Raw genomic sequence first — 19,561 nt, forward strand, 5'->3', positions numbered from 1 at the left:
CTTACTTTTTGGCTATTTTAACTTTCACATCCGCATCAGGCTTTAGGGCCATTGCTCCTGTGGTGAGCACGGTGTCGCCAACGTTCAAGCCCGAAAGCACTAAAATTTTATCTGCTGTTCTGGTGCCAGTTTCCACAGGCATTTGTTGCGCTTTACCATTTTTGGAGATGTAAACTACTTTACCTTTAAGCACAGGGATAACTGCTTCAGTTGGGATTAATATGGCGTCTTTGATCGTCGATAATGACAGCTTCACTTTAGCAAATGAGCCTGGGAGTAATTCACCACTGGCATTTTGTGCCAAGGCCTTAATTTGCAAGGTTCTGGTAGTTTGATTAATGCCTGGCTCTATCGCAAATACTTTTCCAGAGAACGTTTTATTGCTGCCATCAATATTAAAGGAAATATCACTATTTGATTTTAGCTGTGAAACATATTTTTCCGGAATAGAGAAGTTGATTTTTACAGGATTGGTACTTAATAAATTCGCAATAGTGGTGTTAGGCGTAATGTATTCGCCCATAGAAATATTACGCAAGCCCACTTTACCACTAAAAGGTGCGATGATGGTGGTTTTTGCAAGTTGCGCCCTAATTAACTGTACTTGGGATTTTAAAGCTTGTAACTCAGCCAACGAAGTATCGTATTCTTCTTGGCTAATCGCACCTTTCGCTAATAATTGTTTGGCCCTGTTTTCATTACTTGCGGATAGATTTTGCCTGGTGATAACTTCTCTAAGTTGTGCTTGTATATCCCTGTCATTTATTTTAACCAAAGCAGCGCCTTTACTTACATTACTTCCTTCTTTGAAATAGATGCCAGTAACCAAGCCAGCCACTTCGCTTCTCAATGTCACTGCTTCGTTGGCTTCAATACTTCCAGTAATATCTATATTGCTAGAAAAATCGCTCGTAGCGGCTATAATTCCATCTACGTTTAGTGGCGCTCCGCCTTTACCCTTTCCGCCTTTTCCTGGACCTGCACCGCCTGGGCCGCCCCCTTCGATTTTTTTATTTTCAGTAATTCTGTAATAAACGAGATAGGCAAGTCCAAGTGCCAATACAAGATAGAATATATACCTTTTTTTCATTCGTATAAATTTGTTTTCAATGGTGATGAAGCGATCATGATTTATTCATTCCGACGTGGCGTTCATAAAATCATGACCGTTTCATCTTAATAGTTTGTATTCGGTATAGAAATTTAAATGGTTTAGTTCTTCTTCACTTTAAGTAGCTAAGCTCGAAAAATTGCGAAGTGAATACAAACAAAAATATCTAATTGTTTCTCCATTATTAAGATGTACTAACTATGTTACAGCACTTTGAGGATAATCATTGAGGAAAGAAGTTTTAAATTCTATTTTTGTGCCAATACGCTTGGTATTTTAGGACATTAAGTCCCTATTTTTACCAACAAGAAAAGTAAAATAAAGAACCAATTAAGAGTATTTTGGTGCTTTATGATGGTAAAAACAATTAAAATTAAATGAAAAAAATCCTAGGAGTAGCATTGTTGCTAACGTTAACTATGGCAGCTAAATCGCAAGTTAAAATTGGCTTTGAGGTATCTTTCAAAGAACCCCAAGCACACTATGCAGAGGTGGAAATGAACATGTCGGGCATTGCCGCAAAAGATTATGTAGATTTAAAAATGCCCGTTTGGACACCAGGCTCTTATTTGGTGCGTGAGTTTGGGAAAAATGTGGAGAGCTTTACCGCTACTGTTAACGGTAAGCCTGCCAAAGTACAAAAGGTAACCAAAAACACTTGGAGGGTTTTTAATGCTAAAGCAGCAGCTCTAAAAGTTAATTATAGGGTTTATGCTTTTGAAATCTCGGTGCGTACCGCGTTTATCGATGAGTCGCATGCCTTTCTTTCATCGGCAGGTATTTTTATGTATCCAGCGGGGATGATTAAAAATCCAAGTACCGTAAAAATTGTGCCTTTTGGCAAATGGGATAAAGTGAGTACAGGTTTAGAGCCTGTAGCTGGACAAAAATTCACTTACCATGCGGCAGATTTTGATATTCTGTTTGATAGCCCGATAGAAGTGGGTAATCAGGATATTTTTGAATTTACGGCTTCTGGCGTAAAGCACGAAGTGGCCATGTATGGCGGTGGCAATTATGATAAAGAACGTTTAAAAGTAGATATGGCGAAAATTGTAGAACAAGGCACTGCAATTTTTGGAGACAATCCTAACAAGCATTATACTTTCATTGTGCACAACTATGCACAAGGAGGTGGCGGTTTAGAGCATTTAAACTCTACAGTGTTGGGCGCAAGCAGAAATGCATATGGAACCGAAAAAGGCTACAAAGGATTTCTTTCGTTGGTAGCTCACGAATATTTCCACTTATGGAATGTGAAGAGACTTCGTCCAGTGGCTTTGGGACCATTTGATTACGATAATGAGAACTACACCACCAACCTTTGGACGGCTGAAGGATTTACCTCATACTATGAAAACAAGTTATTGATTAGAGCTGGAGCTACCAACCAAGCTACTTTCTTAAATGATCTTATTGGAGGTTTGGGAACGGTAATTAATACACCAGGTGCTAAATTCCAGTCGGCTTCATCTTCTAGTTTTGACGCTTGGATCATTGGCTATCGCCCTAATGAAAATTCAAAAAACAGTTCTATCTCTTACTATAGCAAAGGTGAAGTGGTTGGGATGTTAATGGACTTGGAAATTGCGAATGCTACTAAAGGCGCTAAAAGTTTGGACGATGTGATGAAAGCCATGTACGAACAAGGAAAAGTTCAAAAAAGAGGTTATACCGATGCTGAATTTAAAGCGATGGTAGAAAAAATTAGTGGTATAAGCTTTACCAATTTCTGGGCAAAATATATTGATGGTGTGGACGATATCGACTTTGAGAAGTTCTTAGCATATGCAGGAATTGATGCCAAGGCAGAAATTGCTTCACCAAATAAACCTTACACTGGGGCAACTTTAACGGTAACTAGGAGTGTAAATGTGGGCGGTGTTTCTAGAAATTCACCAGCTTGGTTTCAAGGATTAAACGTTAATGACGAGATTTTAGCTTTAGATGGATCAAGTATTGGTGACGAAATGCGCAACATTAAATTGCCAAACCCAGGACTTACCTTAGAGAGCTTGCCTACTATCGCTAAAAAGCAGGTAGGTGATGTAGTAGAAGTAACTGTAAAACGTGATGGAATGGAGAAGAAGATTTCTTTAACGTTGAAAGAAAGCCCTAACGTACGTATCAAAGCAAGTTACAATGATAATGCTACTGCACAACAATTAGCAGTAAGAAAGCGTTGGATGGGTATATAAGCAACGATACACATCAACAAAAAAAGGTCCCGCATGTGCGGGACCTTTTTTATTTTAATCACTTTGTTTTGATTAGAAAGTAAATCTAAAACCAAAACCAAATCTTCCTGCTTCAAACTCAGAGTTGTCGCCAATCCAAGCAGTTGGTCTCCAGTCAAAACCCATTTGAATTGGTGCCCCAGGAATTTTAAAATCTAAACCAGCTTGTGGGATCAACAAGAAATTAGTTTGATCATAACCACCAGCACTAAAGAAGTTGATACCTGGTCCACCACCTACAAACCATTTCAATCCTGAAGCGCCAGTAATAGCACCATGGTATTGATAGAAAGCTTGTACACGAACGCTATTTCCACCAAATAAAACCTCAGCTTGTCCAGCACCTTTACTGTTGAAAAAATGTTTGATAGAAGGACCTACCAAAGTAGAACCGTTGCCGAAGTCAAGACCTAAACCCAAGGCCGTCTTGTAACTCTGTGCATTTGCATTAGATAAGTTCGTAGCAAAAAGGGCAACGCCAGCAATAATAGTAAAAAGTAATTTTTTCATAAAAATGTTAATTGTTGTTTAATATATAACAGCACGCTTAGCAACTTTTGTGCCTTTTGTACATTTAAAACAACAATTAGCGCAGTTTTTTTGTTTTCTCAGAAAATCAATGTGGTATAAAATAATTATGCTTGCATAGTATAAACTTCGTTTAAAAACCCTAAATTAGAATGTTCTACAGCTGCAAATGGCTGTTTTTCAGTATTAGCCAATATAAATAATAATCGTATGTCAGTTTCAGTAACCAGAGTTTTTGACCTCCTAAAATATAATCTAGAAAAATTTTCTAAAGAAGAGTTTGTCAGCGGAAAAATAAACGGCGAGTGGCGCAAATACAGTACACAAAAGTTTTGCGAGCTGACCGATCATGTAAGTAGAGGGCTCACTACCTTGGGGATAGGTAAAGGATCTAGGGTAGCTATTATGTCTGCTAATAGGCCAGAATGGAACATCTGTGACTACGCTATTTTGCAGCTTGGAGCCTATCAAATTCCGTTGTACCCAACATTGGCTGAGCATGACATGAAGTTTATCATTGAAGATGCTGAAATCAATGTGATTTTTGTAGCTGACGATCAGCTTTACACTAAAGTAAAGAATGTCATTGCCGAAGTAAAACACGATGTAAAAATTTATAGTTTTGATAAGGTGGAAGGGGCTACTTGCTGGGAAGAATTGATTGAAATAGGAAAACAAAATCAAGGTGTGGACTTAGAGCAGTATCGAGCGGCCGTTAGTCCCGAAGATATTTTGACCATTATTTATACTTCTGGTACTACAGGTACACCCAAGGGGGTAATGCTTACCCACGACAATTTGGTGCAGAACTTCAAGATGTCTGCCGTGCTTTTGCCGCCTAACGTTACCCATGCGCTAAGCTTCTTGCCGCTGTCGCATATTTTCGAAAGAATGATCCATTACCTCTACGTTTATTTAAACATTGCCGTTTATTATGCCGAAAGTATGGATACCATTGTAGCAGATATACAATTTGTGAAACCAAGTGGTTTTTCAACGGTCCCTAGGCTGTTGGAAAAAGTCTATGATAAAATAGTAGAGAAAGGAAAAACATTAACGGGGATTAAGAAAATGATTTTCTTTTGGTCGTTAAGCTTGGCAGAGCAATATGATACCGACAAAGGTTGGTGGTACACTTTTAAATTAGGGATTGCCAGAAAGTTGGTGTTTAAAAAATGGCAAGAGGCCCTTGGTGGGAATATTCAAGTGATTATTTCTGGAGGTGCAGCGCTAAATCCTCGCCTAGCGAAAGTATTTTGGGCAGCAGGATTGCCTGTTTTTGAAGGTTATGGGCTTACTGAAACTTCTCCTGTAATCTCAGTTAACCATTTTGATGCCATTAAATTTGGCTCTGTTGGAAAACCTATTGAAGGCGTACAAGTAAAAATTGCCGAAGATGGTGAGATATTGGTGAAAGGCCATAACGTAATGAAAGGGTATTACAATAGGCCAGATTTAACCAGTGAAAATGTGGACACGGATGGTTGGTTCCATACTGGCGACATTGGGGAGCTTACTGATGGCTACCTAAAGATTACCGATAGAAAAAAAGAAATGTTTAAAACTGCGGGTGGTAAGTATGTAGCCCCGCAAATAGTAGAGAACAAAATTAAAGAAGCACCACTTATTGAACAGATTATGGTGTTGGGCGAAAACAGAAAGTTTCCAGCAGCATTAGTCGTACCTAATTTTGAGACCTTGAAAGGTTGGTGCAGAGTGAAGGGCATTGAGTATGGTAGCAACGAAACCATTGTAGAAAATAAAGAGGTGCATGAAAAATTCCGAAAGCTGATTGATGAAGCTAACAAGGAATTCGGTAAATGGGAACAAGTAAAACAATTTGCTTTATTGCCGAAAGAATGGAGTATTGACGGTGGTGAATTGACCCCAAAATTAAGCTTGAAGCGAAAAGTAATTTTGGAGAAGAACAAAGAAATTATAGAGAAAATATATAAAGATGCAGAAAACTATCATCCAGAAACTAAATAGAAGGATTAAAATGAGCAAATGGTTAGCCATGGCCTTACTATTAAGTTTTAGCCAGGCAAATGCTCAGATAGAAAAAGAGAAAAATGTAAAAGCGTTTGAGTTCTTATCAAATGCCGATTCAAAAAAGGCTGGAAAAGCCTTGGAATTTAAAAAAGGAGCTGTTGTGTCGGCTCATCCAGAAGCCACAGCTGTAGGGGTCGAAATCCTTAAAAAGGGCGGCAATGCCGTTGATGCTACCGTGGCGGTAAAATTTGCCTTAGCGGTGGTATACCCCAATGCAGGTAATATTGGTGGTGGTGGTTTTTTAATCTATCGCTCAGCCAAAGGAGAGCTTAATTCGATGGATTTCAGAGAAAAAGCACCTGCTTTAGCCAGTAAAGACATGTATTTAGATGCCAATGGCGATGCAATTTCTGAAAAGAGTAAGGAAGGACATTTAGCTGCTGGTGTACCTGGAACTGTGGCTGGGATGGTAGCACTACACCAGAAATATGGCAGGTTGAAATGGGCAGAATTGGTTGAACCAGCTTATCAACTGGCTACCAAGGGATTCAAGATCACTAAACAGCAAGCAAACGAATTAAATAGGCTACAAAATAAATTCAAACAATTTAATCCACTGGGTACCGTATTTATCAAACAAGAGGTTGAATGGGCTGCGGGTGATTTATTGGTACAAACAGAATTGGCAAACACGCTAAAATTAATCAGAGATAAAGGTCGTGCTGGTTTTTACGAAGGCGAAGTAGCTAATTTTATTGTAGAAGAGATGAAAAGAGGTGGCGGCCTAATTTCTAAAGAAGATTTAAAAAATTACCAAGCTGCTTGGAGAACCCCAATTATCGGAAGTTATAGAGGGTATAAAATCATCACTATGCCTCCAACCTCAAGCGGAGGGATTGCTTTGGTACAATTATTACAGTCGGTAGAGGCCTTTCCGCTTTCTAAATGGGGGCATAATGCAGATTCGACCGTACAAGTGATGGTAGAAGCTGAGAGAAGAGTGTATGCCGATAGGGCTAAACATTTAGGAGATCCTGATTTTTGGAAGGTGCCACAAAAGGAACTTTTGCAAGAAGCCTATAATAAAGGTAGGATGGCCAACTTTAATTGGAACAAAGCCACACCGAGTAGCGAAGTCCAAGCTGGAGAATTTGCCAGAAAAGAAAGCGAAGAAACCACACATTTTTCAGTGGTTGATAAGGATGGAAATGCCATATCGTTAACTACAACGATTAATACTTCCTATGGCAATTATGTGGTGGTAAAAGGTGCTGGATTTCTGTTGAATAATGAGATGGATGACTTCTCGGTTAAACCTGGGGTGCCAAATTATTTTGGATTGGTAGGATATGAGGCCAATGCGATTGCTCCAAACAAAAGAATGTTGAGCTCAATGACGCCTACTATTTTAGAGAAAGACGGTAAGTTAGCAATGGTAGTTGGAACTCCTGGAGGTTCAACCATTATTACCTCAGTGTTTCAAACCATTGTAAACGTGATCGACTTTGGAATGGATATGCAAAAGGCTGTAAATGCTAAAAAGTTTCATCATCAGTGGTTGCCCGACAGAACAGATATTGAACCAGATGCTCTAACACCAGAAGTACAACAAAAATTGGAAGCAAAAGGCTATACTTTTTATAAACGTAGCAGTATTGGAAGGGTGGATGCCATTTTGGTCACTAAAAAAGGAATCTATCAAACAGGTGCTGATCCGAGAGGAGATGACACCGCTGGTGGATGGTAAAATATAATAATAATGTGTAGTATATAAGCGAGGTTGACGGAGGTTAATCTCGTTTTTTTTTTATCTCATTTTGTTAGATAAACCCGACTGACAGCGGTACCCAATAAAACCTGAGTTTACGAAGGTATTGGGTTTAGCAAAAGGCGGGGCTGGATTTGCCAAGAAGTGCTGCCATTGGTTTTCAAAAAAAATATCCTCGCTGAATAAAACATGTTAATCAGCCAGTTTTTTCAGTTTCGTACAAAACCAAACCATTTCCGTACAAAAGCGAACCCTCTGGATACCCGACACCTTTAGTTTTGTGATAAACCATTATAAAACCAAACGTGTATGAAAAAACTTTACTTTAAAACTTTGGGCGTGTTATGCTTAAGCTTATTTGCTTTTAAGATGAACGCACAAACCACCTATTATGTTAAAACCGACGGAGCAGGCACAGCGGTTACTGCTATGAGTTGGGCAACGGCTTCAAACGACTTGCAGAGCGTTATCAATATAGCCCAATCTGGAGACAAAATTTTTGTGGCAAAGGGCACTTATACTCCAAACAGTCTTGTAAATACAGCTGATGCGATAACAAGTAAGGATTATGCTTTTGTGCTTAAAAACGGCGTAAGTGTTTATGGAGGTTTTGCGGGAACCGAAGCGAATGAAACACAACGTGTAGCAGGCAATGAAACCATTTTAAGTGGCGATTTGAGTGTGAATGATGTGGATGAGACTGGCGCAAATACGAATACTTATATGACTGCTAATAAAACGGATAATGTTTATCATGTGGTGCTGGCCATAGGTTTAACCAATACTACCATTTTTGATGGATTTACCGTAACGAAAGGAGATGCTTCTGCTAATACAGCATCAGTCGTGGCTGTTAACTCAAAAAACATCGATAGAAGACTTGGTGGAGGGATTTATATTTTGGAATCAAGCGCTAGTCTTAAGATTTCGAATGTGAAGGTTACGATTAATAGGGCCAATGGAGATGGAGATACTTCGGGCGGTTGTGGCTCTGGAATTTATGTTAATAATAGTAGTCCAATTATTGAAAAGTGCGAGATTACCAAATCGTTTAACATGAATGCTGCGCCTAAAACCGCAGGTAGTAATTATGGTTCGGGCATGTCGTTGGTGGTATCAAGCCATGCAACGATCACGAATACTGTTTTTTCTGAGAATTTTGGCAGTTATGGGGGAGCAGTGGCGGTAAACGGAAGTAATCCAACTTTCACTAGTTGCACTTTTAAAGGAAATCGTGGCGGAGGAAGAGGTGGAGCTATAGATATACGCGGGGCTTTTCCGACTTTTACCAATTGCTTGTTTTCCGAAAATACCGCGACTGGAAGTGGGGGTGGTGCCATTTATAACTATACAGGAAGAGCGTCTTTTTTGAACTGTATTTTTTATAAAAATAGCACGGCTACCACTAATGGCGCAGCCTATGGATCGCAGAATAACAATTATGGCGCTATTTTTATTAACAACACCTTTTACGATAATAGAAATACCTACGGGGGTGCCGCCACTAATTTCTCTGCTGGGATATATGTTTCGGCAGTAGGTGCTAGTGCAACCTATCCAGATAAAAAGACCTATTTATATAACAATATATTCTTTAATAATACGAGCACCAATACGACCAGCACTCCGGATATATATGCCGCTGATGCAACGTTACTTGCGGCGGTAAGCAATAACATTGTTCAACAAACACCTTACATTACGGCAAATCAAGGTAATCTTAGCAATGTAAACCCTCTTTTTATTAGTATTACTCCTGGACATATCGCTTTTTTAGCACCGCATAGTGCTAGTCCCGCCAAAAATGCTGGTAATGATACCTACAATACTACTATAGTTGATGTTAATGGTAGGGCTCGTAAAAATGGCACGATCGATATCGGTGCTGTAGAACATCACGATGTTCTACCTGTATCATTTATCAGCTTTACTGCAAAGAAGAATGCCACTGGCGTACAACTTGATTGGAAAGTGGGTTCTGAAATCAATAACAAACAATACATCGTGAGTCGTAGTAGCAACGGAAAAGACTATCAATTAATTACAACGATGAAAGGTGCAGGCGCTAGCAATACTTCTTTAAGCTATAGTTATACGGATCAAACTGCTACAGGAGGTACTTATTATTATAAATTAGAACAAGAAGATTTGGATGGCACGATCCATTATTTGGCTACTCAAGTGATAAAAAGCAGTTTAACAGATAATAGGGCGAATGTTTATCCTAACCCAACCAAAGGGAATGCAACCATAGCTTTAAGTGATGGGTTGTATAATAAATACAGTGTAATTGGTTTGCAAGGCAATACTGTGCTTAGTGGTAACATTAACAGTACCGATAAACAGTTAGAACTTAATTTGTCTGAATTGTCTACAGGAACCTACATTATCAAACTGACAGGATCCAATGGTAATAAGTCTGAAAGAATAATTAAATTGTAATTAGCTAAAATTTAAGCCCTTGTAGGTTGGTAAAACTTGCAAGGGCATATTCCTTTACATTATTTCGCAATCCATCAATAAATCTTTGCGGTAAATATAAATGGACATTACTAATAACGCCAGGTATTCTGAGAGTTTAATTTGAAAACATATTCTTTGCGTTCCTTTGCGAATACTTTACAAATCTTTGCGGTAAAATAATTACTAAATGAAAAATAGCTAGCTGTATTTAATTTTTAAACCATATTCCTTTTGAGAATACTTTATAATGTATGTACTAGCTTGCCATAAAACGAGTTATTTAATTAATCTTTTTAACTGTTTTTGTACATTGGCATAAAATAAATGCCTAGTTTTCTCGTTTATTTGATTGTCTTTTTTTTAAAGTGTATAGCAAACCAAACACTTTTCTCTTTTCTTTAACTTTTTTGTTACGGTTGTTAATTTGTTGTTTTTCAGTTGTTTATTGCTTTTTTTTCTCTGAAAGATTAAGACTTGGTACACCTATTGACTACAAGTAGACGATAACAGATACTTATAAAGTCAATTATTATGAAACAAAATTTCTTAAAATTTTTCCCGATCGCATTAGCTGGACTGATCATCGGCAACAATGCCCAAGCTCAAGAAACTTCGGGCCAAAAACCTTCGCTTAGAACGTGGTCAATCGGTGTTAACGCTGGTGGCTTAACAGGCGTATCTCCTCTTGGTGGGCAAAACGACTTCTCAAACTGGAAGACTAGTTTTGGATATGGTTTATACATCAAAAAACAAATCAGCCCTGCTTTTGCTTTACGTTTAGACGGAGTTAGAGGTAAAGTGCGTGGCGACAATGCTGAGCCTTTTAATGATGGTACAGTAAACACTAGCCCAATCGCTTCTTACAGTACTGATCTTAAGTATTCAGCTAGTTTAAGTGCACAGGTGAACATGGTAAACTGGAGCATGTTTAATCAGCAAAACAATGCTACGCTTTATGCGATGGCGGGTGGTGGTTTTGTAAACTACGAGCCAACTACCGTAGCTAGAGGTTCAAGTACGGAAGTTACTGGACCATCAGTTAACAAAATGATTGTTCCTGTAGGTGTGGGTGCAAAATTCCGTTTATCGGAAGGGATTAACTTCGATTTGGGTTGGACTATTAACTTTGTTGATGGCGATGAGTTTGATGGTTATGCTAGAGGTAGCAACGACAAGTATAACTACGGTTATGCAGGTTTAGAGTTTGCGCTAGGTAAAGGAAAACAATTAGCTTTCTTTAGCCCAACAGCTGCTACTTATGAGGAGGCTTTGGCTGCTAAAAACACTGCAAATGCATTGAAGTCTGACTTAGATGCTCAAAAAGCTGAAAATGCAAAATTACGTTCAGAAATGAATGATTTATTGAAAGACAGTGATGGTGACGGTGTAGCTGATAAATTGGATAAATGTCCTAACACTCCTACAGGAACTGTAGTAGATGGTTCAGGTTGTCCTATTAAAATTCCTGCTCCAGTAGTTACGGAGAAAGTGATTGTTACGGAAGCAGACCGTAAAGTAGTAAGAGATGCGATTACTAACCTTGAGTTTGACTTAGGAAAAGCAACCATCCGTTCTAAATCTTATGAAACTTTAAACAGAGTAGCTGCTTTATTGGTAGAGAAAAACTTTAGCTTAAAATTAGCTGGTCACACTGATAATACAGGTTCTAAAGAATTAAACTTGCGTTTATCTAAAGAAAGAGCCGAATCAGTAAAAGCTTATTTAGTATCTCAGGGTGCTAATGCATCAAGAATTGAAGCTACTGGTTACGGAATGGGTCAACCAATTGCAACTAACAAAACTGCTGCTGGTCGTCAGCAAAACAGAAGGGTAGAGTTTACACTTTACTAGAAAGAACAAATACTGCTTATGAAACAAAAAAGCCCCGTACATACGGGGCTTTTTTATTTTTAATTGATGTAAGACTATTTACATTCAGCAGGAACAAATTCAAATTTGCCTCTTTCGAAATTAATAGGTTTATCTTTTGCAAAATAAGACCTACCCATGGTTGTTTCTATGACACCAACGCCCATTTTCAAGTTGCCACCTTGTTTAAGGAATACCAACGGATTTGAAAACTCTGTAGGATTTTCGCCAGTTTTAAAAGTATAATCTACAAATAAGGTATCTCCCTTAAACTCGCCTCTAACAAGTCCATCGTTATGAGGTTTTTCTTTGTAGTGGATCATTAACTTGCCTTCTACTTTTGTACTATCGATAATGTTAACATTCATGGTTGCACTGTCGCCTTCAAAAACCGAGGTGTAGCATTGTTTTACCGTATCGATTACAGCTTTGCTTGCATGATCATCAGTTTGTTTGTTTCCACTTTGGGTACAACTGTAAGCCATTGGCAATGCCAAAACGGCCCATGCAAAGTTTCTAAGTTTCATTTTCATCATTTTATATTTATTTACGTTAATAAACTCTTTTACCAATAGAAATGTTTAATCTATTGAATTGATGATAGCGAAAAGCGCTTTCCATAAAAATAACTAAACCTTTTTTTGCTACCAATAAATGGTATATAAAATGGTTACGATGGCGATTACCAATAAAGCACCTATGGTAAAGGCTTTATTGGTTTTAAACATACTTGGGTCTATCTCAAGACCGCTAGTCACTGGTTTTTTCTTATTCTCTATCACAGAAATAAAATACATGCCTATCACGCAAAGTAAAAATACAATGGTCATTCTGTCGATAAACGGAATTTCGTAAACTCCTTTGGCATTAGGCACTGAAAAGTTAATGCTCGATAAGAAAGAAAGGTCCATAAAATCAGGAGAAAATTTAAGGATTACCGAGAATACAAACCCCCCAATGGTGGCAAACAATGCAGCATTTGAAGTTGTTTTTTTCCAAAAGAAACCTAATATGAACATGGCAAAAATACCAGGAGATACAAAGCCTGTATACTCTTGAATGTATTGGAAACCTTGTTTTCCTTCACCCATTAAAGCATCGCCAACCACTAAGGCCAAACCTGTACCTAAAATCATAGAGACTAAAACAGCTATTTTTCCAATGCCCACCAATTTCTTCTCTGAAGCATCTTTATTAATAGCTTTTTGATAAATATCTAAAGTAAAAATAGTGGCAATACTATTTGCTTTTCCCGCCAAAGAAGCTACAATTGCTGCGGTAAGTGCAGCAAAAGAAAGTCCTTTAAGACCCACTGGAAGTAAAGTTAAAAGGGCGGGATAGGCTTTGTTCGGGTCTTGAGCTCCTGAGGAAGTTAACAAGCTGTCGGCACTAATATCGCCCATGTTGTTTTTAATGATATAGTAAACCGCAATACCAGGAATGACCACAATAATAGGCATCAAAAGTTTAAGGAATGCGGCAAATAAAAGTCCATTTCTAGCGGTAGGCAATGATGCTCCTAAAGCACGTTGGGTGATGTATTGGTTACAGCCCCAGTAGCTCAAATTGGCAATCCACATCCCGCCAATTAAAACACTAATGCCAGGCAAGTCCATGTAATTTGGATTGTCGGGCTTAAAGATAAGATGGAAATGTTCCGAAGCTCCGTTATGTAAGTTGGTAAATCCATTTAAAACGCCTTTGCCTTCGGAGATAATGTCCAAGGCTAAATAGGTAGCAACTAGCCCGCCCAACACCAGTACAAATACTTGGATGACGTCGGTATAACCAATTACTTTCATCCCGCCGAGCGTAATAATAATGGCAAAAGCTGCAAGTAATACAATGCAAAGGGTAATGTTAAGCCCAGAAATTCCGCTAATGGCCACGGCACCTAAATATAAGATAGACATGAGGTTAACCACAATATAGAGCATTAACCAGAATATGGCCATGATCATTCCTACCGTGCCATTATAGCGCTGGTTGAGGAACTGTGGCATGGTGAAAATCTTATTTTTAAGATATACTGGCATGAAAAAGACAGCGACTACAATGAGGGTGACGGCAGCCATCCATTCATAAGCTGCAATGGCCAAGCCCATTTTAAAGCCCGAGCCACTCATGCCAATAAATTGCTCGGCAGAAATGTTGGAAGCAATGAGCGAAGCACCAATTGCCCACCAAGTTAAAGAGCCTTCTGCAAGAAAATAGTCCTTGGAATCAGTGGTTGCGGATTTCTTTTTGTAATAGATGTACAATCCGTAACCTGCTACTACTACAAAGTAAACGAGGAATACAATGTAGTCCTTGATATCGAGTAAACTGCTATTCATTTAGTTTTAGTTATTTGGCTTTATAACTAGCAATTTACGAAATCAATGTGGCAAACGTTAAAAAAGTTACCCGTTATTCCAAAAAGAGGTCTTCGTCGTCTGTTAAACTTAACTGTATGTTCTCGCTACCAGCAATTCCTTCAATGGAACCTTTTACGTGAGCCGCATTCAATAATACTTTGTCCAGTTGTTTTTCCCTTGCCTTCCAAAGTTTCTCCATGGCATCTCTTTCTTTTTGGATGGATAGTTTCATGCTTAAAAAACCTTCTCTGATTGCTTTCCATTGTTCAGAGAATTCGTTGCTGGTTAAATAATCGTAAAGCATGTGCATTTTATCGCCTTTGTTTTCTTGCGATTTTGCGGCGTTGAATAAACGTAAAATGCCATCACGTAAAACCGCTGCCAGTGCTTGCACTTCATTGAAGGTACAAATCCAAATGCCGTCTTTTAAGCCAAAGCAGTTCATGTCTTTCGGCATGTTTTGCGTAACGAGTACTGCAATTTCAGCTCCTTGACTACGCATGTCTGCTTTTAGTTTTTCTATCCAATCGTTGGCAAAAGCTACGGTACGTTTACTTTCATAAATGATGTGTCCGCATTCCTGACCAAAATTATTTCTTACCGTTTGGATACAATCTGCGCCACGAACACCTTTGCCTACTTCCTGTACTAAATCGAAAGGAAAGGAGCTGCGCAAAAGTTCTTCCAGTGCCAGCTCTTGGATCTCGCCTTGTAATTGCATCGAGCCTTGTTCTGCTTTGCGTTTCATTTCTTCCGCCAGCTTTTTTTGGTCCTCAAGCTGCTTTTCTTTCTCTGCCAGCTTCAGCTTAAACTCATGTTCCGCATTTTGCAAACGCTGGTTTTCGATAGCACGAATATCAACCGCCATTTTCTCACGTTCCTCGGCCATTTTCTTTTGTATGGTAAGTTCCATCTCCTCTTCCTTACGCTTCATTTCATTGGCTAGTTGTAGATATTCCAATTCTTTTTGGCGGGCGGCCTTTAGTTTTTCTTCATTTTCCTTATTGGCATGATCTAGTACTTTCAGTTGATTTTCGAAATCGGCACTGATCGATTTGCGTAAGTTTTCGCTCACGGAGGCTTGTAAGGTTTCCTTTTCTTTAATCAAGCGTTGCTCAAAAGCCAACTCCTGCTGTTTTTTTTGTGCCTCAAATAGCTCTTCCTGTTGCTTTTTTTGTAGTTCAAGCGATTGAGCCTTTTTGTCAAATTCCTCCTGTTGTTTCTTCTTGAAAGAAGCCATCTGCTCACGCAGTTCTTTTTTATACTCTTCGGCCATCACTTCTTCGATTGGAAAAGCATGATTACAATTAGGACATTTGATTTCTGTTGACATAATAGGATTTATTGTTTCGGAAAAAGAGTATCAAAATTAAGCATTGTTAGCCACAGATGCACGGATAATATTTTTGAATGCTAATAATGATGTTGAAGTTATAAGTCGTTTGATATAAATATGACTTTTATTTACCGGTACAGCGGTGACTAATTACTGTTGAATACGTAATTTTGAGCACCAACCAAATCGAATGTTCAGCCGTATTTTAAATGCTTATAAAACCTCGTTTTCTGGCTTAAGCCGACAAACGTGGATCCTTAGCCTAGTTATCTTAGTCAATCGTTGCGGCTTTATGGCCGTTCCTTTCATGGGTTTATATGTTACCCAAGCTTTGCATCGTCCAGAGTCTGATGCGGGAATTATTATCTCCTTGTTCGGTTTTGGTTCCATACTAGGTGCTGCCGCGGGAGGGAAGTTAACAGATGTTTTTGGATATAGACCCGTACAAATTTTGGCCTCTCTGATTGGGGGCTTGTTTTTTTTGATGTTCGCAATGGTAGAAGATTTCACTTTGCTATGTGGGCTAGCGGTAGTCATTAGTTTTTTTTCGGAGGCTTTTAGACCAGCCAATTATGCTGCAATTGCTTCTTATGCTGCAGAGGGAACCGAAACACGATCATATTCTCTTAATAGATTGGCAAATAATATTGGTTGGGCTTTTGGCATTAGCATGGGAGGTATCATTGCCTCATATAATTATAAGTTGCTATTTATTGTAGATGGGAGTGTAAGTGTTTTGGTCGCCATCGTGATTTTCTTATTACTACCAGCAAAAAACATACAACATAAAACAGCGCAAGAGAAAGGAGAAATGTCTGCACGTAAACCTTGGCAAGATGCCTTATACATTAAGTTTTTGATTTTGTGTGCCATGTTTACCACCTGTGCATTTTTGATGTTTAGGGTCGTGCCTGTTTTTTACAAGGAAGTTTGGCATTTGAATGAAGCACTTATTGGCATTATTTTAGGCATTAACGGAGTCGTGATTGCCTTGGTAGAAATGGTGATGATTAGCAAGATCGAAAATAAGAGATCGCCTATATTTTATATTGTGGTTGGGGTAATAATTGTCTGCTTTTCGTTCGGTGTTTTAATGTTGCCAAAAGTTTTTCCAATCGCCTTGGCGGTCATCAGTATTTTACTTTTCACTTTTGGAGAAATGTTATCCCTTCCCTTCTTCAATACTTTTGTGGTAAAGCGCAGTAATGAATATAATCGAGGGATTTATGCTGCAGGATATACCTTAAGCTGGTCGGTAGCACAAGTGATAGGGCCTACTAGTGGTTTTTATATTGCCGAAAAATTTGGTTACAACGTACTTTGGATCGCCATTACAGTTTTACTGCTTGTTTGTGCATACTTTTTCAGTAAATTGAAACTTACGGAAGAATAAAAAAATATTTTTTAAAACATTTTAAACAAAGGCTTGTTTAATCCCTAACAAATCAGTGTTAAACCGAAATATAGACTATTTAAATTAGCCACATGAAAAAACGCATACATGTTTTAGAAGATGACAAAGACATTGCTTTCATTATTGAATTTTTATTGAAAGATGAAGGTTACGAAATCCAAGTATCATCAACCTTTAGTGAGCTTAAAACAAAGCTTAAAGATTCCATTCCCGATTTATTTATCCTCGATGTCATGTTGCCAGATGGAAATGGCATAGACATATGTAGAGATTTGAAAACAGATGTGTTTACTAAACACATTCCAGTAATCGTGATGTCGGCAAATGTTCAGAGCAAAGAATTGAGTGCAGCTGTAAGTCCCGATGACTATATTAGTAAGCCTTTTGACCTTGACTATATCGAGAATAGGATTAAAAGATTAATTGGAGAAAAAAAAGTAGCTTAAATTTTTAATCAAACCTCATACTCAGAACCTGTCAGATGAACTCTAGACAGGTTTTTTTATTTTTTTGATATTTCTGACAAATGGATGATATGATAAATTAAATGTGTTTATACCTTTGCTTAACAGTGTTAAATAATTTTATAGCACTAGAGCATGGGAAGTAAAGAAAGAATACAGCGTCAAAAGGAGGATACTCGAAAAAGTATCTTGGCCGCTGCTTTGCAAATTGTGAAACAAGAAGGTTGGGCCGCATTAAGTATGAGGAAAATTGCGGATGTGATTGAATATACGGCACCAATTATCTACGAATATTTCCCAAACAAAGAAGGAATTCTACTGGAATTGACTAGGCAAGGCTATATTAACTTGGGTTTAAAAGTTAAAGAAGCTAGAGATAGTAAGACAAGCGCAGAAGAACAATTGGAAGCCATGTGGCTAGCCTATTGGGATTTTGCTTTTGAAGAAAAAGAATTTTATCAGTTAATGTATGGTGTTCAGGTAAACTGTTGTGAGTTGTACAAGAAAATGCCAGAAGCAGAATACACCACTGATTTATTTTATGACGCTATCGAAGTATTGCTGACCAAACAACCCGTTTCAGAAGACACTTCTTGCTTAAAATATTACACTTTTTGGTCATTAATACATGGTCTAATATCTATCAACCTAGTTCAAAAGGGTGCTAATGATGAGATTAATCAGGAGATTTTAAGAAGCGCTATTAAGGCGATTATTAAAACCATCAACGATTAAAATTTTTTTCACCACCTATTTAACAGTGTTAAATTAATTATTAACGTAAAATATAGTAAGTAAAAATCCCCAATAAGATGAATCATATATACAAACACCGCCCACAATTTAACAGTGTTAAATTGTTTAACGAATGGATTATTCTGTTTATCATTACTGTCGTTTTATTTCTTGCCAGCTGTACAGCTAAACCAGATCAGATGGCTGCAGCTGCTCCACCACCGGTATTGCCAGTAACCACGGTTTCTACAGGTGAACAAGAAACTTTTGTGGATTACCCAGCTGCCATACAAGGTACTACAGATGTTGAAATAAGACCGCAAATCTCAGGCACTATTGATCGAATCTTGGTCAACGAAGGTCAGTTGGTAAGTAAAGGACAGTTGTTATTGCAAATTTCTGAACTGCCTTTTAAAGCTCAGTTGAACAATGCCAAAGCGGCACTACAAGCCGCACAATCAGCGGTTTTAAATGCTCAATTAGAAGTTGATAAATTAACACCTTTAGTACAAAGTAAAGTAGTTTCAGACTTCCAGCTGAAAACGGCAAAAACCACTTATCAAATTGCATTGGCTAATGTTGAACAGGCTAAAGCAAATGTAAATAGTGCACAAATTAATTTAGGTTATACCCAAATTAAAGCCCCAAGCAGTGGCTATATCGGACGTTTACCTAAAAAACAAGGTAGTTTGGTTTCACCTTCAGATCCTGAAGCACTTACCCAACTTTCAGATGTAAATCAAGTTTACGCTTACTTCTCTTTGGCAGAAACTGATTTCATCAACTTCAATGCTAAATACGAAGGAAATTCTGTAGCGGATAGAATTAAGCATTTGCCTGCAGTATCATTGGTTTTGGCAGATCAAAGTGTTTATCCTGTGAAGGGAAAAATAGACATGATCAATGGTCAGTTCGATAAAACTACAGGTTCAATTACTTTGAGAGCAGTTTTTGCCAACTCAAAAGGCTTATTGAGATCAGGTAACACTGGAAAAATAAGATTAGGCCTATCTCACGACAACACAATGTTAATCCCTCAGTCCGCAACGGTGGAAATGCAGGATAAGATTTTTGTGTTTGCTGTTGGAAAAGACAACAAAGTAAACAAGGTAGCGATTGCTATAGACGGAAAATCTGGCACTAACTATTTAATTAAAGACGGCTTAAAATCGGGAGATCAAATCGTTTTAAGTGGTTTAGATAAACTTCAAGATGGGCAACTTATTCAACCAGATAAAAAAGGTGAAAAAATAGCCCAATTAATTTCTAAAAATTAACAACAACAAC

General features: G+C 38.2%; 14 protein-coding genes. 9 read left to right on the forward strand and 5 right to left on the reverse strand.

Features of this window, described 5'->3' with window-relative positions:
- Position 1: 1 nt before the first annotated feature.
- Positions 2-1,090 carry an efflux RND transporter periplasmic adaptor subunit gene (locus DUT70_RS15920; RefSeq protein ID WP_113648350.1) on the reverse strand — a complete coding sequence of 363 codons (1,089 nt, stop codon included), beginning with the start codon at positions 1,088-1,090 and terminating at the stop codon, positions 2-4.
- Between the two features lie 398 nt (positions 1,091-1,488).
- Here DUT70_RS15920 and DUT70_RS15925 point away from each other — a divergent pair, with 398 nt between their 5' ends.
- Positions 1,489-3,309: a M61 family metallopeptidase gene (locus DUT70_RS15925; RefSeq protein WP_113648351.1), complete on the forward strand. Its 1,821-nt coding sequence runs from the start codon at positions 1,489-1,491 to the stop codon at positions 3,307-3,309.
- Positions 3,310-3,381: 72 nt separating this feature from the next.
- Here the strand turns inward: DUT70_RS15925 and DUT70_RS15930 are convergent, their stop codons facing one another.
- Complete coding sequence (locus DUT70_RS15930; RefSeq protein ID WP_113648352.1) at positions 3,382-3,858, reverse strand: hypothetical protein; 477 nt, start codon at positions 3,856-3,858, stop codon at positions 3,382-3,384.
- 228 nt (positions 3,859-4,086) lie between these two features.
- On the opposite strand from DUT70_RS15930, the gene DUT70_RS15935 reads away from it, so the two are divergent.
- The 4 genes from DUT70_RS15935 to DUT70_RS15950 all read left to right on the forward strand — a co-directional run bounded on the left by DUT70_RS15935 (position 4,087) and on the right by DUT70_RS15950 (position 11,950).
- Entirely contained in the window at positions 4,087-5,865 is a 1,779-nt protein-coding gene (locus DUT70_RS15935; protein WP_113648353.1) for an AMP-dependent synthetase/ligase, read from the forward strand.
- Positions 5,834-7,615, forward strand: coding sequence for a gamma-glutamyltransferase (gene ggt, locus DUT70_RS15940; RefSeq protein ID WP_240432141.1), 1,782 nt, complete (start codon positions 5,834-5,836; stop codon positions 7,613-7,615). Before DUT70_RS15935 ends, ggt begins: the two co-directional genes overlap by 32 nt.
- Positions 7,616-7,945: 330 nt before the next feature.
- On the forward strand, positions 7,946-10,078 hold the full coding sequence (locus DUT70_RS15945; protein ID WP_113648354.1) for a T9SS type A sorting domain-containing protein: 2,133 nt from the start codon (positions 7,946-7,948) through the stop codon (positions 10,076-10,078).
- A 552-nt stretch (positions 10,079-10,630) separates the two neighbouring features.
- Complete coding sequence (locus DUT70_RS15950; RefSeq protein WP_113648355.1) at positions 10,631-11,950, forward strand: OmpA family protein; 1,320 nt, start codon at positions 10,631-10,633, stop codon at positions 11,948-11,950.
- A gap of 74 nt (positions 11,951-12,024) precedes the next feature.
- Here DUT70_RS15950 and DUT70_RS15955 read toward each other — a convergent pair whose 3' ends face one another.
- The 3 genes from DUT70_RS15955 to DUT70_RS15965 form a co-directional block, all read right to left on the reverse strand.
- A complete protein-coding gene (locus DUT70_RS15955; RefSeq protein WP_240432143.1) occupies positions 12,025-12,504 on the reverse strand; it encodes a hypothetical protein in 480 nt (159 codons plus the stop codon).
- A gap of 108 nt (positions 12,505-12,612) precedes the next feature.
- Complete coding sequence (locus DUT70_RS15960; RefSeq protein ID WP_113648356.1) at positions 12,613-14,304, reverse strand: sodium/sugar symporter; 1,692 nt, start codon at positions 14,302-14,304, stop codon at positions 12,613-12,615.
- A 73-nt stretch (positions 14,305-14,377) separates the two neighbouring features.
- Entirely contained in the window at positions 14,378-15,658 is a 1,281-nt protein-coding gene (locus DUT70_RS15965) for a DUF2130 domain-containing protein (RefSeq protein ID WP_113648357.1), read from the reverse strand.
- 193 nt (positions 15,659-15,851) lie between these two features.
- On the opposite strand from DUT70_RS15965, the gene DUT70_RS15970 reads away from it, so the two are divergent.
- From DUT70_RS15970 to DUT70_RS15985, 4 genes are all read left to right on the forward strand, one after another.
- Positions 15,852-17,054 (forward strand): MFS transporter, encoded by a 1,203-nt coding sequence (locus DUT70_RS15970; protein ID WP_113648358.1) that lies wholly within the window; start codon positions 15,852-15,854, stop codon positions 17,052-17,054.
- Between the two features lie 92 nt (positions 17,055-17,146).
- On the forward strand, positions 17,147-17,521 hold the full coding sequence (locus DUT70_RS15975) for a response regulator transcription factor (RefSeq protein ID WP_113648359.1): 375 nt from the start codon (positions 17,147-17,149) through the stop codon (positions 17,519-17,521).
- Between the two features lie 153 nt (positions 17,522-17,674).
- Positions 17,675-18,274, forward strand: coding sequence for a TetR/AcrR family transcriptional regulator (locus tag DUT70_RS15980; protein WP_113648360.1), 600 nt, complete (start codon positions 17,675-17,677; stop codon positions 18,272-18,274).
- Between the two features lie 77 nt (positions 18,275-18,351).
- Positions 18,352-19,551 carry an efflux RND transporter periplasmic adaptor subunit gene (locus DUT70_RS15985; protein WP_113648361.1) on the forward strand — a complete coding sequence of 400 codons (1,200 nt, stop codon included), beginning with the start codon at positions 18,352-18,354 and terminating at the stop codon, positions 19,549-19,551.
- The last annotated feature ends 10 nt before the right edge of the window (positions 19,552-19,561 follow it).

It is taken from the genome of Pedobacter chitinilyticus (genome assembly GCF_003313385.1).
Lineage (GTDB): Bacteria > Bacteroidota > Bacteroidia > Sphingobacteriales > Sphingobacteriaceae > Pedobacter > Pedobacter chitinilyticus.

Excerpts from the sequence above, each read along its gene's own strand:
- DUT70_RS15920 (WP_113648350.1), bottom strand. The coding sequence starts at position 1,090 with ATGAAAAAAAGGTATATATTCTATCTTGTATTGGCACTTGGACTTGCC.
- DUT70_RS15925 (WP_113648351.1), top strand. The coding sequence starts at position 1,489 with ATGAAAAAAATCCTAGGAGTAGCATTGTTGCTAACGTTAACTATGGCA.
- DUT70_RS15930 (WP_113648352.1), bottom strand. The coding sequence starts at position 3,858 with ATGAAAAAATTACTTTTTACTATTATTGCTGGCGTTGCCCTTTTTGCT.
- DUT70_RS15935 (WP_113648353.1), top strand. The coding sequence starts at position 4,087 with ATGTCAGTTTCAGTAACCAGAGTTTTTGACCTCCTAAAATATAATCTA.
- ggt (WP_240432141.1), top strand. The coding sequence starts at position 5,834 with ATGCAGAAAACTATCATCCAGAAACTAAATAGAAGGATTAAAATGAGC.
- DUT70_RS15945 (WP_113648354.1), top strand. The coding sequence starts at position 7,946 with ATGAAAAAACTTTACTTTAAAACTTTGGGCGTGTTATGCTTAAGCTTA.
- DUT70_RS15950 (WP_113648355.1), top strand. The coding sequence starts at position 10,631 with ATGAAACAAAATTTCTTAAAATTTTTCCCGATCGCATTAGCTGGACTG.
- DUT70_RS15955 (WP_240432143.1), bottom strand. The coding sequence starts at position 12,504 with ATGATGAAAATGAAACTTAGAAACTTTGCATGGGCCGTTTTGGCATTG.
- DUT70_RS15960 (WP_113648356.1), bottom strand. The coding sequence starts at position 14,304 with ATGAATAGCAGTTTACTCGATATCAAGGACTACATTGTATTCCTCGTT.
- DUT70_RS15965 (WP_113648357.1), bottom strand. The coding sequence starts at position 15,658 with ATGTCAACAGAAATCAAATGTCCTAATTGTAATCATGCTTTTCCAATC.
- DUT70_RS15970 (WP_113648358.1), top strand. The coding sequence starts at position 15,852 with ATGTTCAGCCGTATTTTAAATGCTTATAAAACCTCGTTTTCTGGCTTA.
- DUT70_RS15975 (WP_113648359.1), top strand. The coding sequence starts at position 17,147 with ATGAAAAAACGCATACATGTTTTAGAAGATGACAAAGACATTGCTTTC.
- DUT70_RS15980 (WP_113648360.1), top strand. The coding sequence starts at position 17,675 with ATGGGAAGTAAAGAAAGAATACAGCGTCAAAAGGAGGATACTCGAAAA.
- DUT70_RS15985 (WP_113648361.1), top strand. The coding sequence starts at position 18,352 with ATGAATCATATATACAAACACCGCCCACAATTTAACAGTGTTAAATTG.